Genomic DNA, 18,780 nt, shown 5'->3' on the forward strand with positions numbered 1-18,780 from the left:
TCAGGGAGGAGGACGCGCGTTGAGCACTGCGGTCCGCATCGGGAACTGCTCGGGGTTCTACGGCGACCGGCACTCGGCGATGCGCGAAATGCTCACCGGGGGCGAGCTGGATTACCTCACCGGCGACTATCTGGCCGAGTTGACCATGCTCATCCTCGGCCGCGACCGGATGAAGCACCCCGAACGCGGCTACGCCAAGACGTTCCTCACCCAACTCGAGGAGTGCCTGGGGCTGGCCCATGACCGCGGGGTGCGCATCGTTGCCAACGCCGGCGGGCTCAACCCCGCCGGCCTGGCCGACGCGGTGCGCACGCTGGCGAAGCGCCTGGGCATCCCGACACGGGTGGCGCACGTCGAGGGCGACGACCTGGCGCCGCGCGCCGAGGAACTCGGGCTGGGCAACCCGCTGACCGCCAACGCCTACCTGGGCGCCTGGGGCATCGTCGACTGTCTGGCCGGCGGCGCCGACGTCGTGGTCACCGGCCGGGTGACCGACGCGTCGGTGATCGTGGGGCCGGCGGCCGCGCACTTCGGCTGGGGCCGCACCGACTACGACCGGCTCGCCGGTGCCGTCGTCGCCGGCCATGTCATCGAATGCGGCATCCAGGCCACCGGCGGCAACTTCGCGTTTTTCACCGAGGTGCCCGATTTGACCTACGCCGGCTTCCCGCTGGCCGAGATCGGTGCCGACGGCTCGTCGGTGATCACCAAGCACCCCGGCACCGGCGGCCTGGTCAGCGTCGACACGGTCACCGCGCAGCTGCTCTACGAGATCACCGGCGCGCGCTACGCCAACCCGGACGTCACCGCCCGGATGGACACCGCCGAACTGTCCGCTGACGGTCGTGACCGGGTGCGAATCAGCGGCGTGGTCGGCGAACCGCCGCCGCCGACGCTGAAGGTGTCGCTCAACAGCCTCGGCGGGTTCCGCAACGCGATGACGTTCGTGCTGACCGGGCTGGACATCGACGCCAAGGCCGAGTTGGTGCGACGGCAGCTGGAATCCGGCTTGGCCGTCAAGCCCGCCGAGTTGGAGTGGACGCTGGCCCGCACCGACCAAGCCGACGCCGACACCGAGGAAGCGGCCAGCGCGCTGCTGCACTGTGTGGTCCGAGACCCCGACCCGGCGAATGTTGGACGCCAATTCTCTTCGACCGCAATCGAACTCGCACTGGCCAGCTACCCGGGCTTTCACGTCACCGCCCCACCGGGCGAGGGCCAGGTGTATGGCGTATTCAGTCCCGGCTACGTCGACGCCGCCGAGGTTCCGCACATCGCCGTCCACGCCGACGGCACCCGCATCGAGATCGCCTGTGCCAGTGAGACTCGCGAGCTGGCCCCGGCCGACCCGCCATCACTCCCCGAGCCACTGCCGGCCGGCCCGACGCGGCGGGTCCCGCTGGGCCGCATCGCCGGTGCCCGCAGCGGCGACAAGGGTGGCTCGGCGAACGTCGGGGTGTGGGTGCGCACCGACGAGCAATGGCGCTGGCTGGCCCACGCGCTGACGGTCGAGCGACTCAGAGAGCTATTGCCCGAGACCGCCGACCTGCCGGTCACCCGTCATCTGCTGGGAAACCTGCGGGCGGTGAACTTCGTCATCGACGACATCCTCGGCCAGGGCGTCGCCTACCAGGCGCGCTTCGACCCGCAGGCCAAGGGACTGGGCGAATGGCTGCGCAGTCGCCATGTCGACATTCCGGAGAGGTTGCTGTGAGTATCTGGACCACACCCGAGCGCGACCAGCTTCGCAAGACAGTGCGTTCGTTCGCCGAACGCGAGATCCTGCCGCACATCGACGAATGGGAGCGGATCGGCGAGTTGCCACGCGACCTGCACCGGCGCGCCGGAGCGGCCGGGCTGCTGGGCGCCGGCTTCCCCGAAGCGGTCGGCGGCGGCGGCGGCGATGGCGCCGACTCGGTGGTCATCTGCGAAGAGCTGCACGAGGCCGGCGTGCCCGGCGGGGTGTTCGCGTCGCTGCTCACCTGCGGTATCGCGGTGCCGCACATGGTGGCATCCGGCGATCAGCGGCTGATCGAGGAGTTCGTACGCCCGACGCTGCGCGGCGAAAAGATTGGCGCGCTGGCCATTACCGAACCCGGCGGCGGGTCCGACGTGGGGCACCTGCGCACCACGGCGCGCCGTGACGGTGACCACTACCTCGTCAACGGCGCCAAGACCTATATCACCTCCGGAGTGCGGGCCGACTACGTGGTCACCGCGGTACGCACCGGGGGTGCCGGTGCGGCCGGGGTGTCGCTGCTGGTGGTCGAGAAGGGCACGCCGGGGTTCGAAGTGACCCGCAAACTGGACAAGATGGGCTGGCGCTCGTCGGACACCGCCGAGCTGTCCTACACCGACGCACCCGTGCCCGTAGCCAATCTGATCGGCGTGGAGAACAGCGGCTTCGCTCAGATCGCGCAGGCTTTCGTTGCTGAACGAGTCGGCCTTGCCGCGCAGGCGTATTCGAGCGCACAACGCTGCCTCGACATTACCGCCGCCTGGTGCCGCGACCGGGAGACTTTTGGCCGGCCGCTGATATCCCGGCAGGCCGTGCAGAACACGCTGGCCGAGATGGCCCGGCGCATCGACGTCGCCCGAGTCTATGCCCGCCATCTGGTGGAGCGTCAGCTGGCCGGCGAGACCAACCTGATCGCGCAGGTGTGTTTCGCCAAGAACACCGCGGTGGAAGCCGGCGAATGGGTGGCCCACCAAGCCGTTCAGCTGTTCGGCGGCATGGGCTACATGTCGGAATGCGAGGTCGAACGTCAATACCGCGACATGCGGATTCTGGGCATCGGCGGCGGAACCAGCGAAATCCTGACCGCGCTGGCCGCCAAGACCCTCGGATACCAATCATGACAAGGCTGCAGTCCACGCTCGACGCCGCGTCGCCCACCTACACCGAGGCAGCGTCGGTGCTGTCCGCCAAATTGGACGAGATCGGCGATGAACTGGCGAAAGCGCTCGCCGGTGGCGGTCCCAGATACGTCGAACGCCATTATGCCCGCGGCAAGCTCACCCCGCGTGAGCGTATCGAGCTGCTGGTCGACCCTGATTCGCCGTTCTTGGAGCTGTGCCCATTGGCGGCCTGGGGCAGCGACTTTCAAGTCGGTGCCAGCACGGTTGTCGGCATCGGCGCGGTATCCGGCGTGGAATGTCTGATCGTCGCCAACGACCCAACCGTCAAGGGTGGTACCAGCAACCCATGGACGCTGCGAAAGATCCTGCGGGCCAACCAGATCGCATTCCAGAACCGGCTGCCGGTGATCTCACTGGTGGAGTCGGGCGGCGCTGACCTACCGACGCAGAAGGAAATCTTCATTCCCGGCGGACAGATGTTCCGTGACCTGACACGGCTGTCGGCGGCGGGAATCCCCACCATTGCCTTGGTGTTCGGCAACTCAACCGCGGGCGGTGCCTACATTCCCGGGATGTCCGATCACGTCGTGATGATCAAAGAGCGCTCGAAGGTGTTTCTGGCCGGCCCGCCGCTGGTGAAGATGGCCACCGGCGAGGAGTCCGATGACGAATCCCTCGGCGGCGCCGAAATGCACGCTCGCATCTCCGGTTTGGCTGACTACTTCGCCGTCGATGAGTTCGATGCGCTGCGGATCGGGCGCCGGATCGTGGCGCGGCTGAACTGGGTCAAGCAGGGGCCGAAGCCTGGCCCCGTCGTCGAGCCGCTGTTCGACGCCGAGGAGCTGATCGGCATCGTCTCATCCGATCTGCGGATCCCGTTCGATCCCCGCGAAGTGATCGCCCGGATCGTCGACGGCTCGGAGTTCGACGAGTACAAGCCGTTATATGGCTCGTCGCTGGTCACCGGCTGGGCCAGGTTGCACGGGTACCCCATCGGGATCCTGGCCAACGCGCGCGGCATTTTGTTCAGCGAAGAGGCGCAGAAGGCAACGCAATTCATCCAGCTGGCCAATCGCTTCAACACGCCACTTCTGTTCCTGCACAACACGACCGGTTACATGGTCGGCAAGGACTACGAGGAAGGCGGCATGATCAAGCACGGCTCGATGATGATCAACGCCGTGTCGAATTCGACCGTGCCGCACATCTCACTGCTGATCGGTGCGTCCTACGGCGCCGGCAACTACGGCATGTGCGGACGCGCTTATGACCCGAGGTTCCTGTTCGCCTGGCCGAGCGCCAAGTCCGCGGTGATGGGCGGCGCGCAGCTGGCCGGCGTGCTCTCGATCGTGGCCCGGGCGGCCGCCGAATCTCGCGGGCAGCAGTTCGACGAAGAAGCAGACGCCGCGATGCGAGCCGCGGTCGAGGGCCAGATCGAAGCCGAGTCGCTGCCGATGGTGATGTCCGGGATGCTCTACGACGACGGGGTGATCGACCCGCGCGACACCCGCACCGTGCTGGGCATGTGCTTGTCCGCCATCGCTAACGCTCCGATTCAAGGGACGTCGGGCTTCGGCGTCTTCCGGATGTGATGCAGATGGGAATCACCCGAGTTCTGGTGGCCAACCGCGGCGAGATCGCCCGGCGGGTGTTCGCCACCTGCCGGCGGCTGGGACTGGGCACGGTCGCCGTCTACACCGATCCCGATGCCGCCGCCCCACACGTCGCCGAGGCCGACGTCCGGATGCGGCTGACCGGAGTCAACGACTACCTGAACATCGAGGCACTCATTGCCGCAGCCGGCGCTGCGGGCGCCGACGCTGTGCATCCGGGCTACGGATTTCTCTCGGAGAACGCGGATTTCGCGGCCGCTGTACAGGATGCCGGCCTCACGTGGATCGGCCCACCGGTGGTGGCGGTGCGGGCGATGGGATCGAAGATCGAGGCCAAAAAGATGATGGCGGCCGCCGGCGTGCCGGTGCTGGAAGAACTCGATCCCGAGTCCGTCACGGCCGGGCAGCTGCCGGTTCTGGTCAAGGCGTCGGCGGGCGGCGGTGGCCGGGGCATGCGGGTGGTCACTGAATTGTCCGCGCTCACCGGCGAAGTCGCGGCCGCCCGGCGTGAAGCGAAGTCCGCTTTCGGCGACCCGACGGTGTTCTGCGAGCGTTACCTGCCTACCGGGCACCACGTCGAGGTTCAGGTGCTCGCCGACGCGCACGGCACCGTGTGGGCGGTGGGGGAACGCGAATGCTCGATCCAGCGCCGACACCAGAAGATCATCGAAGAGGCGCCGTCGCCGCTGGTCGAGCGCACCCCGGGGATGCGGGCCAAATTGTTCGACGCCGCGCGGCTGGCGGCCGAGGCGATCGGCTACACCGGTGCCGGCACGGTGGAGTTCCTCGCCGACGATGACGGCGAGTTCTACTTCCTGGAAATGAACACCCGGTTGCAGGTCGAGCACCCGGTCACCGAGGAGACGACCGGCCTGGATCTCGTCGAACTGCAGCTGGCGGTCGCCGACGGCACCCGGCTCGACACCGAACCGCCCGCCGGGCACGGGTATTCGATCGAAGCGCGGCTCTACGCCGAGGATCCGGCGCGCGGCTGGCAGCCGCAGGCCGGTCTGGTGCACCGATTCGACGTGCCCGCGGCGCGAACCGAATTCTGCTCGCTCGGGTCTCGGACCGGCATCCGGCTGGACTCCGGCATTGTCGACGGGTCAGAGGTGTCGATCCACTACGACCCGATGCTGGCCAAGGTCATCTCCTATGCCCCGACCCGGCGTGCGGCGGCGATGGTGCTCGCCGACGCCCTGGCGCGCGCCCGGCTGCACGGGGTGCGCACCAACCGCGACCTGTTGGTCAACGTGCTGCGGCATCCGGCGTTCCTGGCCGGCGCTACCGACACGGCGTTCTTGGATACCCACGGTCTGGCCGAGCTGTCGGCGCCGCTGACCGACGAGACAACGGTACGGCTGTCGGCGATCGCCGCCGCACTCGCCGATGCCGCGCACAACCGGGCAACGGCAGCCGTCTGGGCTTCGATCCCCAGCGGCTGGCGCAACCTCGCGTCGGGCTACCAGGTCAAGACTTACCTCGATGACGGCGGCAACGAGCACCGAATCGAATACCGGTTCAGCCGAACCGGATTGGTGCTATCCGCCGACGATGGGATCGGATTGGTGTCGGCCACCGCCGATACCGTGGTGCTGGCCGACGCCGCGGGGGTGGAATGCGGTTTTCGCGTCGCCCGCCACGGGGAAGACGTCTACGTCGATTCACCCCGGGGGCCGGTGCACCTGGTCGCGCTGCCACGCTTCCCCGAACCCGGTTCGGCCGTCGAGCAGGGATCGCTCCTGGCTCCAATGCCCGGCAACGTCGTCCGGGTAGGTGCCGCGGTCGGCGACACCGTGACAGAAGGCCAGCCGCTGGTCTGGCTGGAAGCAATGAAGATGGAGCACACCATCACCGCGCCGACCGACGGTGTGCTCGCCGAACTCAACGTCCAACCCGGCGCCCAGGTCGAGGTCGGTGCTGTGTTGGCCCGAGTCGAGGCGCTGAGAGCAGCGTCCGGCGACGATGCAGGCCAGGATGGCCTGAGGAGGAGCCGGACAATCGACACAGGAGACCCGCAATGACCGACACCAGTTTCATCGAGAACGAAGAGCGTCAGGCCCTGCGCAAGGCGGTAGCCGCCCTGGTGTCCAACTACGGCCAGGACTACTACCTGGAGAAGGCCCGCGCACAACAGCACACCGACGAACTGTGGAACGAGGCGGGCAAACTCGGCTTCCTCGGGGTGAACCTGCCCGAGCAGTACGGCGGTGGCGGCGCCGGAATGTACGAGCTGTCGCTGGTGATGGAGGAAATGGCCACGCATGGCTGCGGTCTGCTGATGATGGTGGTGTCACCGGCGATCAACGGCACGATCATTTCCAAGTTCGGCACCGACGAGCAAAAACAGCGCTGGTTGCCGGGGATCGCGGACGGCTCGATCACGATGGCGTTCGCGATCACCGAGCCGGATGCCGGCTCGAACTCCCACAAGATCACCACCACCGCGCGCCGCGACGGCAGCGACTGGATTCTGTCCGGGCAGAAGGTGTTCATCTCCGGTGTCGACCAGGCGCAGCTGGTGCTGGTGGTGGGCCGCACGGAAGAGGCCAAAACCGGCAAGCTGCGTCCGGCGCTGTTCGTTGTGCCCACCGATGCACCGGGTTTCAGTTACACCCCGATCGAGATGGAGCTGATCAGCCCGGAACGCCAATTCCAGGTATTCATCGACGATGTGCGGCTGCCGTCCGATGCGCTGGTGGGCTCCGAGGACGCCGCGATCGCGCAGCTGTTCGCCGGTCTGAACCCGGAGCGGATCATGGGCGCGGCCAGCGCGGTCGGCATGGGCCGCTTCGCAATCAACACGGCCGCCGACTACGTCAAGACCCGAAAGGTGTGGGGTACTCCGATCGGTGCGCACCAGGGCCTCTCACACCCCTTGGCGCAGAACCACATTGAGATCGAGCTGGCCAAGCTGATGATGCACAAGGCCGCGACGCTCTACGACAGCGGAGACGACGCCGGCGCCGCCGAAGCGGCCAACATGGCCAAATACGCCGCGGGCGAGGCGTCGGCGCGCGCCGTCGACCAGGCCGTGCAGTCGCTGGGCGGCAACGGGCTGACCAAGGAGTACGGCATCGCCGCCGCGTTGACGGCGTCCCGGTTGTCGCGGATCGCGCCGGTGAGCCGGGAAATGGTGCTCAACTTCGTCGCGCAGACATCGCTGGGCCTGCCCCGGTCCTACTGATGGACACGCTGGTCGAATACGCGGTTGAGGGCAACGCCGCTCGCCTGACGCTGAACTCGCCGCACAACCGCAACGCGCTGTCGGGCACCCTGGTAAGCCAACTGCACCAGGGGCTCCGGGACGCGGCCGCCGACCCGGCGGTGCGGGCGGTGGTACTCGGCCACACCGGCGGCACGTTCTGTGCTGGAGCTGATCTTGGTGAATCTTCAGCAGCCTCGGGTGGTGATCCGTTCGAGATGGCGGCCGAGCGGGCCGCGGAGATGGCCGCGTTGCTGCGCGCGATCGTCGAGTCGCCGCTGCCGGTGGTCGCCGCGATCGACGGGCACGTCCGCGCCGGCGGTCTGGGCCTGGTCGGCGCGTGCGACATCGCCGTTGCCGGTCCGCGCAGCACGTTCGCGCTGACCGAGGCCCGGATCGGGGTTGCGCCGGCGATCATCTCGCTGACGTTGCTGCCGAAAATATCGGCCCGCGCCGCGGCACGCTACTACCTGACCGGCGAGAAATTCGACGCGGGCGAAGCCGCCGCGATCGGGTTGATCACGATGGCCGTCGACGATGTCGACGCCGCGGTGGCGTCGCTCGTCGCCGAGATCGGGCGGGGCTCCCCGCAGGGCTTGGCGGCGTCCAAGGCGCTGACCACGGCGGCTGTTCTGGCGGGCTTCGACCGCGACGCGGAGCGGCTCGGCACGGCCTCCGCGCAGTTGTTCGTTTCGGACGAGGCCCGCGAAGGCATGCTGGCCTTCCTGCAAAAACGTCCGCCACGGTGGGTCCAGCCGGACGGCGGCGCGGCAGTTTAGCGAAGTTGGCTTGCAGCAAAATCTGTTCGTCGTAGGCTCGGATGTGATGAGCAATTCAGCGCAGCCGGACGCGCGAGACGAATCGTCGCGCGCCGCTGACACCGACCGCATTCAGGTGGCGCATTTGCTCACCGACGCCGCTGCGCGGGGGCGCCTGCCGATGAGCGAGTACGAAGACCGGCTCACCAAGGCCTATGCCGCGCAGACCTACCAAGAGTTGGATCGGCTGCGGTCCGATTTGCTGGGATCGTCGGTGGGTCCGCGCCGGGGCGGGGCCTGTCAACCTGCGCCATCCACATTGTTGCTGGCGATCATGAGCGCGTTCGAGCGCCGCGGCCGGTGGAACGTGCCCAATAAGTTGACGACGTTCGCGCTGTGGGGCGGCGGCGTCATCGATCTGCGCTACGCCGACTTCACCTCCACCGAGGTGGAGATCCGTGCGTATTCGATCATGGGCGGGCAGACGATCCTGCTGCCGCCCGAAGTCAATGTCGATATCCACGGCCACGGTGTGATGGGCGGCTTCGACCATCACGTCACCGGCGCTGGCACGCCCGGGGCTCCGAAGGTGACCGTGCGCGGTTTCTCGCTGTGGGGCGGTGTCGGCATCAAGCGGAAGAACCGCAAAGCGCGCTAGTGGCGAGCCAGCACTACCGCCGCCGACGGGAGCGCAGGTAGTCGCCTACCACCGCCGCACCCAGCCCGTCCAGGTCGGGCACTACCACCCGGCCCTCGACCCGTCGCGCGACCTGGTCGATGAACCGGGCCAGGCCGGGATCGCTGCCCAGCCGGAAGATCGTCACCTGTGCACCCAGGCGGGCCATGTCGTCGAAGCCGCGCACGGTGTGAGCGATGGTCCGCGGATGCGGCGGGTAATCAAAGAACACCGCGGAACTTCCGCTCCCGTCGACGTCTTCGAGGTGCGCAGTCGGCTCGCCATCGGTGACTACCAGCACGACCGGCTGCGCGTTGGGGTGCCGGCGCAGATGCCGGCCGGCCAGCGCCAACGCGTGATGCAAATTGGTGCCCTGCTCGTAAACCCCTTCCAAACCCATCAACTCGGCCGGGGTCAATGTACGTGCATAACGGCCAAATGCGATGATCTGCAACGCATCTGAGCGAAATCGAGTGCTCACCAGATGGTTGAGCGCCAGCGCGGTCCGCTTCATCGGCAGCCAGCGGTTTTCCATCACCATTGAAAACGAGGTATCCACCAGCAACGCGACCGCCGCCTGCGTGCGGGTCTCGGTCTCGGAAACCTCGACATCGTCCACGGTGATCCGAATCTGGCCGCCCGGGCCGTCATGGGTGGCGGTACCGGCTTGCCGTAACACCGCGTTGGTCAGGGTGCGGGTGACATTCCACGGTTCGGTGTCGCCGAACTGCCACGGCCGGGTCGCGCCAGTCAGCTCGCCGGCGGCGCCGGCGCGACGGTGGTCGCGCTCCCCGCGCCGTCCGGAAAGCTGCTGTGCCACATCGTGTAATGCCGTCTCGCCGAGTCGTCGCATCGCTTTGGGTGACAGCCGCCACTGGCCGTCCGAGCCGCGGTCCAGAAAGCCCTGGTTGACCAGCGCGCGCTCCAGCTCGTTGAGTGTTCGGGCGTCGACGGCGGCGTGATCACCGAGCTGGCGGGCCAGCGCGTCCAGGTCGACGTCGTCCATCGTCGCGCCCGGATAGCTTTGCGACAGCTGCTCGGCCAGTTGCTCCAGTTCGGCGATGTCGGCCAGCGCCTGCGCGCCCTCGCCCATGCCCAACGGGTCGTCGCCGGAGAACTCCGACGATCCGGTCCAATCCTCGCCCGGACGTAACGCCTGCAAGTTGGCGTCCAGCCGGCCCAATGCTTGTTGCAGCGCAGGCGATCCGAAAGCCTGCTGCGCCAACGCCTCCAGCTCTGCACGTTGGTCTGGGCTCAAGCTATTGAGGAACCGCTGAGCGGCCGCAGCTCTTTGGGCCAGCGAGTCGATCAGCTCGTCGACGTTGCGCGGATTCTCCGGAAAGAACTCGCCGTGCTTGTTCATGAAGTCCGCAAAGTCCTGCTGGGTGTCCTCGCCGCGGGCGTGCTTGTCCAGCAGGTCGTTGAGGTCATCGAGCATCTCGGTGACGCGCCGGCGGTCCTCCTCGGTGGCGCCCTCCAGCGCCTGCTTCATCCCGGCGAAGCGTTGGTCGAGCATTTCGCGGCCCAGCAGATCCTTGATTTTCTCGTAGGATTCACGAGCCTCGGCGCTGCGCCAGTCGTAGTCGGAAAGTTCCTGCACGGCTTTGGCCGGCGACGGCGAGAGCGCGTCGAGCTGCAGCTCCCCGAAGCGTGCGTCGTCGTCTAATGCGCGGGCCAATTCCTTGCGTTCGGCCAACACCGCCTCGTCGAGCAGCTTCTTGATTTCCTGCAGCGTGCCGTCCAAGTTCTTGCTGCGCAGCAGGTCTCGTCGGCGCCGGTTCGCCTCGGCGGCCAGCCGGTCGGCACCCGGCATGTTCTTCGTACCCCGCCGCAGCAGCTCGGACAGCGCGCGGCGCGGCGACGTCCCCGCCATCACGTCCTGCCCGATCTGCTCGAGCGCCTCGCGCAGATCCACCGGCGGGGCCAGCGGGTCGGGCCCGCCCGTATACGCCGAGTACCGCGACGAGTGCCCTTTAGCCATAGACGGTTTCGCCGTCCTGCGACACCTTGTCGACGCGCTTGGCCAGATACAGCGCTTCCAACGCCAACTCCAGCGCCGCCGCGCGCTCCCCCTCGGATTCCGCATCCAGCCGGCGCGCGATCGCGTCGACGACCGGCAGATCCGGCAGCGCGGCCAGCACATCCTTGGCCGACACGCGCTCGCCCGTCGTCACCGCCGAACCACCCTCCACCGCGGTCACCAGCGAACCGACGTCGAGGCCACCGAGCGCCTTGGAGGCGGTGTCGGCGGTGGCGCGGCGCAACAGGTGTTCGAGCACCGCCTGCTCGCGGCCCTCCTCGCCCGACTCGAACTCCAACTTGCCGCGCAGCACGTCGATCACCGTGCCCAGGTCGACCACCCGGGCCACCGGATCCGTCTCGCCGAGCACCGCACCGCGATGCCGCGCCGCGGCCGCCACCGTCTCGGCCGCCGCGATCGCGAAGCGGGCCGACACCCCCGAGCGCTGGTCGACCGAGCGCGATTCGCGCAGGTACCGGGCGAACCGGGCCATCACCTGGATCAGGTGGTCGGGCACCTGGGCACTCAAATGCGCCTCCTGGAGGACGACGCCCACCTCGGCGTCGAGCTCCAGCGGGTAGTGGGTGCGGATCTCGGCGCCGAACCGGTCCTTGAGCGGGGTGATGATGCGGCCCCGGTTGGTGTAGTCCTCAGGGTTGGCGCTGGCCACCACCAACACGTCCAGCGGCAGCCGCAAGGTGTAGCCGCGGACCTGGATGTCGCGTTCCTCCATGACGTTGAGCATCGATACCTGGATGCGCTCGGCCAGGTCGGGCAGTTCGTTGACCGCGACGATGCCGCGGTGCGCCCGTGGGATCAGGCCGTAGGCGATGGTCTCCGGGTCGCCCAGGCTGCGGCCCTCGGCGACCTTGATCGGGTCGATGTCGCCGACCAGGTCGGCCACGCTGGTGTCCGGAGTGGCCAGCTTCTCCGTGTAGCGCTCGCCGCGGTGCTTCCACTCCACCGGCAGGTCGTCACCCAGGGTGGCGGCCCGCCGGATCGACTCGGGGGTGATCGGCGAATAGGGATGCTCGCCGAGTTCGGCGCCGCCGATCACCGGCGTCCACTCGTCGAGCAGTCCGACCAGCGCCCGCAGCAGCCGGGTCTTGCCCTGACCACGTTCGCCGAGCAGGACGAAGTCGTGGCCCGCGATCAGCGCGCGCTCCAGCTGCGGGATCACCGTGTCGTCGAAGCCCAGGATTCCCGGCCAGACGTCGTCACCTTCAGCTAACGCGGTCAGCAGATTTTCCCGGATTTCGGCTTTGACTCCCCGCTCGCGATGCCCGGCGGCGCGTAATTCGCCGACGGTGCGGGGCAGATGGGTCGGTGCAGTCACCACTCCACGCTACCGCGCATCGCGACCTGGACCGATGCCGCTGTCGTGGAATGCACTTTCGCGAAAACTAGTGCGCGAAGTGCCGTGCGCCGGTCAGATACAACGTCACCCCGGCATCGGCTGCGGCGGCGGTCACCTCGTCGTCGCGCACCGAGCCGCCGGGATGCGCAATCGCCGTCACCCCGGCCGCTGTCAGGGTTTCGAGCCCGTCCGGGAACGGGAAGAAGGCATCCGACGCGGCTACCGCACCGCGCACCCGCTCACCACCACGTTCGACCGCCAACCGGGCGGCGTCGACCCGGTTGACTTGGCCCATGCCGACACCAACGGTGGCGCCGTCGGCAGCTATCACGATCGCGTTGGACTTGACCGCACGGCAGGTTCGCCACGCAAACGCCAAGTCGGCCAACGTCTTTGGGCTAGCTGCCGATCCGGTGGCCAGAGTCCAGTTGGCCGGGTTGTCGCCGAGCGCGTTGAGCCGGTCACGCTGCTGGAGCAGCAGTCCGCCGCTGACCTGACGCAGCTCGGCGCTGCCGCCCACCGGCTCGGAAGCCACCAGCACCCGGATGTTCTTCTTGCGTGCCAGCACGTCGACGGCGCCCGGCGCGTAGGCCGGCGCAACGATCACCTCGGTGAAAATCGTGCTCACGTACTCCGCCATTTCGACGCTGACCTCGGTGTTTGCCGCGATCACTCCGCCGAATGCGCTCAGCGGGTCGCACTCGTGGGCCTTACGGTGCGCGTCGGCCACCGAGACGGACGAGATCGCGATCCCGCACGGATTGGCGTGCTTGATGATCGCCACGCAGATCTGCTCGTGGTCGAACGCCGCTCGCCACGCCGCGTCGGCATCGATGAAGTTGTTGTACGACATCTCTTTTCCGTGCAACTGGTCGGCCTGCGCCAACCCCGGCCAAGCGCCGGCATCGCTGTACAGCGCCGCCTCCTGGTGCGGATTCTCGCCGTAGCGCAGCATCGCCGAGCGCCGCCACGACCCGGCAATCCACTCCGGGAACGCCATTTCCGGCTGTTCGGGGGCCAGTGTCGACCCCATCCAGCCGGCGACGGCGATGTCGTATTCGGCAGTGTGCCGAAACGCCAACGACGCCAACTTCTTCCGCTCGGTGAGAGTAAATCCGCCGTCCCGCACGGCGGCCAGCACGCCGTCATAGCCGAGCGGGTCCACGACAACCGCCACGCTGGGATGGTTTTTGGCGGCGGCTCGCACCATCGATGGTCCGCCGATATCGATCTGCTCGATGCAGTCGTCGACACCGGCGCCGGAGGCCACGGTCTCACCGAACGGATACAGGTTCACCACCACCAACTCGAACGCAGCGATCCCGAGTTGCTCGAGCGCCGCGGCGTGCTCCGGCTTGCGCTGGTCGGCGAGCAGCCCCGCGTGTACGTGCGGATGCAGGGTCTTGACCCGGCCGTCGAGCACCTCAGGAAACCCGGTCACCTGCTCCACCGATGTCACCGGAATACCGTTGTCAGCAATAGTTTTCGCAGTCGACCCGGTCGAGACGATGTCGACGCCGGCCGCGTGCAGGCCACGGGCGAGACCGATCAATCCGGTCTTGTCGTACACGCTGATCAATGCCCGGCGGATCGGCCGTCTCGATTCGACACCTCTTTCCGCGCTCATCCGATCATCGCCTTTCGTCCGATCCACGTCACGCCGCCGGTCGCCACCGCAGCCACCACGTCCACCAACAGGCGTCGCTCCACGACCTTGATGCGTTCATGCAGGGTCTGTTCGTCGTCGCCGTCGAGCACCGGAACCGCCTGCTGCGCCAGTATGGGCCCGGTATCCGTGCCGGCGTCGACGAGGTGCACCGTTGCGCCGGTGACCTTCACACCGTATTCCAGCGCGTCGGCCACCCCGTGCGTACCGGCGAATGCCGGTAGCAGTGCCGGGTGGGTGTTGATGATGCGCCCGTTGAAGCTCGAAAGAAATTGCGGTCCAATGATCTTCATGAATCCGGCCGAGACGACGAGGTCGGGCGAATGCACCGCGGCGGCCTCGGTCAGCGCCGCGTCCCAGGCGTCGCGGCGAGGGTAGTCGGCCAGCCGGGCGGTGAACGTCGGCACCGACGCCGCGGTCGCGATGTCAGCGGCCCGGCAGTCGCGGTCCACGCCGACGGCGACGACCCGGGCGGGATAATCACCGACCGCGGCGTCCAGCAGGGCGGCTAGCAGCGAACCCGTGCCCGAGGCCAGGACTACCAACCGTGCCGGTGCGCTGGGAGGCACATGGAGCGGTTGCTGCACACTGAGCGAGCCTAATAGTCGCTAATCGCCGTCGTGATCCGGTGGGTCGTCGGTATCGGCCGGCGTGGCGGGTTCGTCGGCCGCCGACTCGACGACGAGATCGTCCGGAACCTCCGGGTGCGACTCGGGCTCGACGGCCGGCACCGGCTTGGACGGCCGGCGGATGACTCCGCCGGCCATCACCAGGGTGATCGCACCGATGACCGCGAACCACAGGAACACCGCGATCGCGAACGTGCCCTGCTCCACCCCGACGTCACCGAAGTTGCCCAGCTGCCCGCCACCGGCGTAGCCGAGCAGCGCCATCGTCAGCGCCGCCGCCGCGGCCGCAACCAGCAGCTTGGCCATCGCGGGCACAACGGGCAGCGGGCGGCGTGCGCATACCTGCCCGACCACCACACCCGATGACGCCCCGACGATCAGCAGCGCCACCCACACCGGTCCCAGCGGCGGGCTGGGTACCGCGGCCAGCACCGGCAGCGCCGGAATGTCACCGCCGAACACGGTGAACGAGCTGAACGTCGCGAAGCCCACGTGGGCGCTGGACCCGACGGCGACCGCAGCGGTGCCGACGATGACGTTGGGCACGTACAACACCGACAGGAGGGTGAGACTGAGTTGGCCGAACAGCGAATCGGTGATTGCGTAAAGCTGCTGCATCGTCGCCCAGTGCACCACCAGCGAACCGGCAGTCACCACGCCGGACAACCCCACCAGCGCCAACCCCCCCGCGGTTGCAGCGCGCAGCGACCCGGCCAGCCAATCCGGCAGCGGCGAGGCAGCCAACGAGCGGCGGCCCACCCGGGAACCCACCCCGATCACCGCACCGATGCCGTGCACCACCAGCACGCTGATGAAGGCACGCAGCGCGTTCGGCGTCTGCAACTCGGTGATCACCGATGCCGCATCGTGGATGACCGCCAGCGAGATCGCGGCGATCAGCAGCGGTCCACCCAGCGCCGACGCCACCACCCAACGGATGACGAACCAGGACGCCGTGCTGCTGGTGGCCTGTGCCGTGGTGCGCGCTGTCGCCCACACCATCAGCAGTACCGGCAACAGCGGCATCACACCGAGTTCGCGGCCGCCGATCGAGATCGGCACCTGATGCACGCCGAGCCACATACTGGCGATGGCGCCCAGGGCGCCGGTCATGTCGCTATTGGCGAGCAGCAGTTGCAGCAACGCCACCGCGGCGATGATGACCAGTGCCATCACAGCCGGGCCGAACGCCACCCGCAGTAGGTGGCGCGCCTGGTGCGGGCCGGTTGCGCGACTGTCCGCCACCCGCGTCACTCTTCGCGCACGTTACTCGAGGTGGGCCCGCACGAGAACGGCCGATTAGGACTGTGCCGTGTCCGCGGACGACGACTGCTGACCTTGGCCTTGCCCCTGCTGATCGTGCGTCTGGCCGCCCTGGCTGCCCGAATCCGTGTGATTCTGCCCCTGGGCCGCCGATCCGGATCCAGCCGACGGTGGCGGGCTGAAGCTGGGGAAGCCGGTCGGCGGAGTGGGAGAACCGAGTTGTTGTCCGGATTGCGATTGCTGCGGACCGGTCTGCGGCCCGATCGCGCCGAACCCGCCGGTCGAAGGCCCGGCTGATGGTGAGGACGAGTAACCGCCGTATTGCGACGCGTATCCGGACTGCTGCGGGGCGTGCTGCTGGTAGGACGTGTGCTGTTGACCGTAGTACCCGCCCGGTTGTTGGCTTGTGTACTGCCCGTACTGGCTGTACTGATCGTATTTGGGCCGCGGCGCCGGCGCAGTGATGACGCCCGCGTCCAGCAACAGCGCCCCGGCCGCCGCAACAGCCTGCAACACGATGCAGGCCAGGACCAACCACAGTGCCCAGCCGCGGCCGGACGCGCCGATCGAGGCTTCGATCAGCAGCAGTGCGGCCGCAACCGAGATCGCCGCGACAACCGGAACATAGTTTTTGGCCTTGGGCAACAGACCCGCCGCGGCCAACAGCGCCGCCAGCAGGGCCGCGGCGACGGGCAACCCACCGCCACTCTGGACCAGCTCCTCACCCGACGGAAGCATGCTGGTGAACATCTTGCCAAAACTCACCAAGTAGGCCACCAAGCCCAGCACGATCACCGCGCCGGTCAGGTAGGGCTGTGTCTTGCCGACGTTGTCGTCGGATTTGGCGAACGACGGGGTGGAGGCTCCATAGGAGCCGGGCGACTGCGCGGGCGGATATCCGGAACTGCCGGGCGAGTATGTCATGACTTCTCCTGTGCTTCCAGTGCCGTTGCGGCGCCGCTCCCCGCGACGCTGAGTCGGACCGCTCCATGAACACCCTGACTGGCCGTGCGGGCGTTGCGACGCGATTCGATCATCCACGCTAGCGCACCTTCAAGGCAGGCGGCGCGGTGCGCGGCGTGTCCGCCGACAGCCGACCCCGGGCTTGCCCGCGAGATTGGAACACGTTCTAATTCAGGGCATGGATTACGGGCTCGTGCTGTTCACCAGCGACCGCGGTATCACCCCGGCGGCCGCCGCCACGCTTGCCGACACCCACGGCTTTGCCACCTTCTACGTTCCCGAACACACCCACATCCCGGTCAAGCGTGCCGCCGCGCACCCCACGACGGGTGACGCCTCGCTGCCCGACGACCGTTACCTGCGCACGCTGGACCCGTGGGTCAGTCTGGGGGCGGCGTGCGCGGTCACCTCACGGGTGCGGCTGTCCACCGCGGTGGCGTTGCCGGTCGAGCACGACCCGATCACGCTGGCGAAATCGATTGCCACCCTCGACCATCTGTCCGGCGGCCGGGTGAGCCTGGGCGTGGGGTTCGGTTGGAACACCGACGAACTCGCCGACCACGGCGTGCCACCGGGCCGTCGTCGCACGATGCTGCGTGAATACATCGAAGCAATGCGGGCACTGTGGACCGAGGAGGAAGCCGCCTTCGAGGGCGAGTTCGTCAACTTCGGGCCGAGTTGGGCCTGGCCCAAGCCGGTCCAGCCACACATCCCGGTTCTGGTCGGCGCGGCCGGCACCGAGAAGAACTTCAAGTGGATCGCACGCAGCGCCGACGGCTGGATCACTACGCCGCGCGACTTCGACATCGACGAGCCGGTGAAGCTGTTGCAGGACACCTGGGCGGCCGCCGGCCGCCAGGGGGCGCCGCAGATCGTGGCGCTGGACTTCAAGCCGGTGCCCGAAAAGTTGGCGCACTGGGCCGAACTGGGTGTGACCGAGGTGTTGTTCGGCCTGCCCGACCGCTCCGAGGACGAGGTGGCCGGCTATGTCGAGCGGCTGGCCGGCAAGCTCGCGGCCATAGTGTGACGAGCAGACGCAAAAGCCCCCAAAACTAAGGGTTTTAGGGGCCTTTTGCGTCTGCTCGCGCTAGAGACTGCAGCGGTTGCCGTAGTCGAACGAACGCACCCGGACCGACTTTCCGAGCGGGTCGCCATCGGTCAGCAGCGCGATCAGGTCGTGGTCCTCGGTGGTCGCCAAAAACCGGCTGTTGTCGGCATCGAGCCGGCCGATGATGATCCCGGTCGGCCTACCGCCGTCCCGCCGGACCGTGTAGGTCTCCACGGTGCCGGGACCGTCGGCGTGCTCGGTCACCGCCACCGTGGGCGCCGCCGCGACCTGCGCCTGCAACCGCGCACTACCGTCGGGTCTCCAGTCCGCCGGCGTGGTCGAGTAGACCCCGACCGAGTACTTGCTCATGATGCCGCCGTTGGCGCCGACGAGACCGAATTGGCCTGGGGTGCTTCGCATCTTGGCGACCATCTCGGCAACGCCGTGCATCGAGTAGTTGTTGCCGGCGCCACCGAAGAACGGCAGGCCGCCGGTCAGGGTCAGCCCGCGCGGGTCGTCGGGCGCGATGCCCATGCCGTCGCAGACGTTGAACACCGGGACCGGGAAGCAGCTGTAGAGATCGAGGGCGGCGACGTCGTCGATCCCGATGCCGGCCACCGCCAGCGCCTCGCACACCGCCAGCACCGCCGACGGGGCGTGTCCGAGATCCGGCCGATCCAGCAGGCTCTGCTCTTCGGAATCGGCGTGCCCGTGCAGAAACAC

14 protein-coding genes and 1 pseudogene are annotated in these 18,780 nt (G+C 67.9%); 8 read left to right on the forward strand and 7 right to left on the reverse strand.

Features of this window, described 5'->3' with window-relative positions; all coding sequences use genetic code 11:
• Window positions 1-19 precede the first annotated feature (19 nt).
• From ACRDTL_RS14250 to ACRDTL_RS14280, 7 genes are read left to right on the forward strand one after another with little or no spacing between them, the layout of a single operon-like run.
• Complete coding sequence (locus ACRDTL_RS14250) at window positions 20-1,714, forward strand: acyclic terpene utilization AtuA family protein (RefSeq protein ID WP_431507351.1); 1,695 nt, start codon at window positions 20-22, stop codon at window positions 1,712-1,714.
• Complete coding sequence (locus ACRDTL_RS14255; protein ID WP_431507352.1) at window positions 1,711-2,859, forward strand: acyl-CoA dehydrogenase family protein; 1,149 nt, start codon at window positions 1,711-1,713, stop codon at window positions 2,857-2,859. The genes ACRDTL_RS14250 and ACRDTL_RS14255 overlap by 4 nt, the downstream gene beginning before the upstream one ends.
• Window positions 2,856-4,451 (forward strand): acyl-CoA carboxylase subunit beta, encoded by a 1,596-nt coding sequence (locus ACRDTL_RS14260; RefSeq protein ID WP_431507353.1) that lies wholly within the window; start codon window positions 2,856-2,858, stop codon window positions 4,449-4,451. The genes ACRDTL_RS14255 and ACRDTL_RS14260 overlap by 4 nt, the downstream gene beginning before the upstream one ends.
• Window positions 4,452-4,456: 5 nt before the next feature.
• Window positions 4,457-6,496 (forward strand): acetyl/propionyl/methylcrotonyl-CoA carboxylase subunit alpha, encoded by a 2,040-nt coding sequence (locus tag ACRDTL_RS14265; protein WP_431507354.1) that lies wholly within the window; start codon window positions 4,457-4,459, stop codon window positions 6,494-6,496.
• A complete protein-coding gene (locus tag ACRDTL_RS14270; RefSeq protein ID WP_431507355.1) occupies window positions 6,493-7,659 on the forward strand; it encodes an acyl-CoA dehydrogenase family protein in 1,167 nt (388 codons plus the stop codon). Before ACRDTL_RS14265 ends, ACRDTL_RS14270 begins: the two co-directional genes overlap by 4 nt.
• Entirely contained in the window at window positions 7,659-8,456 is a 798-nt protein-coding gene (locus tag ACRDTL_RS14275) for an enoyl-CoA hydratase family protein (protein ID WP_431507356.1), read from the forward strand. Before ACRDTL_RS14270 ends, ACRDTL_RS14275 begins: the two co-directional genes overlap by 1 nt.
• Window positions 8,457-8,502: 46 nt before the next feature.
• Window positions 8,503-9,093, forward strand: coding sequence for a DUF1707 SHOCT-like domain-containing protein (locus ACRDTL_RS14280; protein ID WP_431507357.1), 591 nt, complete (start codon window positions 8,503-8,505; stop codon window positions 9,091-9,093).
• A gap of 13 nt (window positions 9,094-9,106) precedes the next feature.
• On the opposite strand, the gene ACRDTL_RS14285 is transcribed toward ACRDTL_RS14280, so the two are convergent.
• The 6 genes from ACRDTL_RS14285 to ACRDTL_RS14310 form a co-directional block, all read right to left on the reverse strand.
• Window positions 9,107-11,092: a vWA domain-containing protein gene (locus ACRDTL_RS14285; RefSeq protein ID WP_431507358.1), complete on the reverse strand. Its 1,986-nt coding sequence runs from the start codon at window positions 11,090-11,092 to the stop codon at window positions 9,107-9,109.
• On the reverse strand, window positions 11,085-12,470 hold the full coding sequence (locus ACRDTL_RS14290; RefSeq protein WP_431507359.1) for a sigma 54-interacting transcriptional regulator: 1,386 nt from the start codon (window positions 12,468-12,470) through the stop codon (window positions 11,085-11,087). Before ACRDTL_RS14290 ends, ACRDTL_RS14285 begins: the two co-directional genes overlap by 8 nt.
• 64 nt (window positions 12,471-12,534) lie before the next feature.
• Window positions 12,535-14,115, reverse strand: coding sequence for a bifunctional phosphoribosylaminoimidazolecarboxamide formyltransferase/IMP cyclohydrolase (gene purH / locus ACRDTL_RS14295; RefSeq protein ID WP_431507360.1), 1,581 nt, complete (start codon window positions 14,113-14,115; stop codon window positions 12,535-12,537).
• Window positions 14,112-14,741: a phosphoribosylglycinamide formyltransferase gene (gene purN, locus ACRDTL_RS14300; RefSeq protein ID WP_431507361.1), complete on the reverse strand. Its 630-nt coding sequence runs from the start codon at window positions 14,739-14,741 to the stop codon at window positions 14,112-14,114. Before purN ends, purH begins: the two co-directional genes overlap by 4 nt.
• A gap of 21 nt (window positions 14,742-14,762) precedes the next feature.
• Window positions 14,763-16,028 carry a cell division protein PerM gene (locus ACRDTL_RS14305; protein WP_431507362.1) on the reverse strand — a complete coding sequence of 422 codons (1,266 nt, stop codon included), beginning with the start codon at window positions 16,026-16,028 and terminating at the stop codon, window positions 14,763-14,765.
• A 54-nt stretch (window positions 16,029-16,082) separates the two neighbouring features.
• Window positions 16,083-16,970, reverse strand: a complete 888-nt coding sequence (locus ACRDTL_RS14310) for a DUF5336 domain-containing protein (RefSeq protein ID WP_431507363.1) — start codon at window positions 16,968-16,970, stop codon at window positions 16,083-16,085.
• A gap of 217 nt (window positions 16,971-17,187) precedes the next feature.
• On the opposite strand from ACRDTL_RS14310, the gene ACRDTL_RS14315 reads away from it, so the two are divergent.
• Complete coding sequence (locus tag ACRDTL_RS14315; RefSeq protein ID WP_431507364.1) at window positions 17,188-18,036, forward strand: LLM class F420-dependent oxidoreductase; 849 nt, start codon at window positions 17,188-17,190, stop codon at window positions 18,034-18,036.
• A 60-nt stretch (window positions 18,037-18,096) separates the two neighbouring features.
• On the opposite strand, the pseudogene ACRDTL_RS14320 reads toward ACRDTL_RS14315, so the two are convergent.
• Window positions 18,097-18,780 (reverse strand): annotated as a pseudogene (locus ACRDTL_RS14320) (acetyl-CoA acetyltransferase); the annotation flags it as partial.

It is taken from the genome of Mycobacterium sp., from assembly GCF_050700595.1.
In the GTDB taxonomy this organism is placed as follows: Bacteria; Actinomycetota; Actinomycetes; order Mycobacteriales; family Mycobacteriaceae; genus Mycobacterium.

Excerpts from the sequence above, each read along its gene's own strand:
- ACRDTL_RS14260 (WP_431507353.1), top strand. The coding sequence starts at position 2,856 with ATGACAAGGCTGCAGTCCACGCTCGACGCCGCGTCGCCCACCTACACC.
- ACRDTL_RS14265 (WP_431507354.1), top strand. The coding sequence starts at position 4,457 with ATGGGAATCACCCGAGTTCTGGTGGCCAACCGCGGCGAGATCGCCCGG.
- ACRDTL_RS14270 (WP_431507355.1), top strand. The coding sequence starts at position 6,493 with ATGACCGACACCAGTTTCATCGAGAACGAAGAGCGTCAGGCCCTGCGC.
- ACRDTL_RS14275 (WP_431507356.1), top strand. The coding sequence starts at position 7,659 with ATGGACACGCTGGTCGAATACGCGGTTGAGGGCAACGCCGCTCGCCTG.
- ACRDTL_RS14280 (WP_431507357.1), top strand. The coding sequence starts at position 8,503 with ATGAGCAATTCAGCGCAGCCGGACGCGCGAGACGAATCGTCGCGCGCC.
- ACRDTL_RS14285 (WP_431507358.1), bottom strand. The coding sequence starts at position 11,092 with ATGGCTAAAGGGCACTCGTCGCGGTACTCGGCGTATACGGGCGGGCCC.
- purH (WP_431507360.1), bottom strand. The coding sequence starts at position 14,115 with ATGAGCGCGGAAAGAGGTGTCGAATCGAGACGGCCGATCCGCCGGGCA.
- ACRDTL_RS14310 (WP_431507363.1), bottom strand. The coding sequence starts at position 16,970 with ATGACATACTCGCCCGGCAGTTCCGGATATCCGCCCGCGCAGTCGCCC.
- ACRDTL_RS14315 (WP_431507364.1), top strand. The coding sequence starts at position 17,188 with ATGGATTACGGGCTCGTGCTGTTCACCAGCGACCGCGGTATCACCCCG.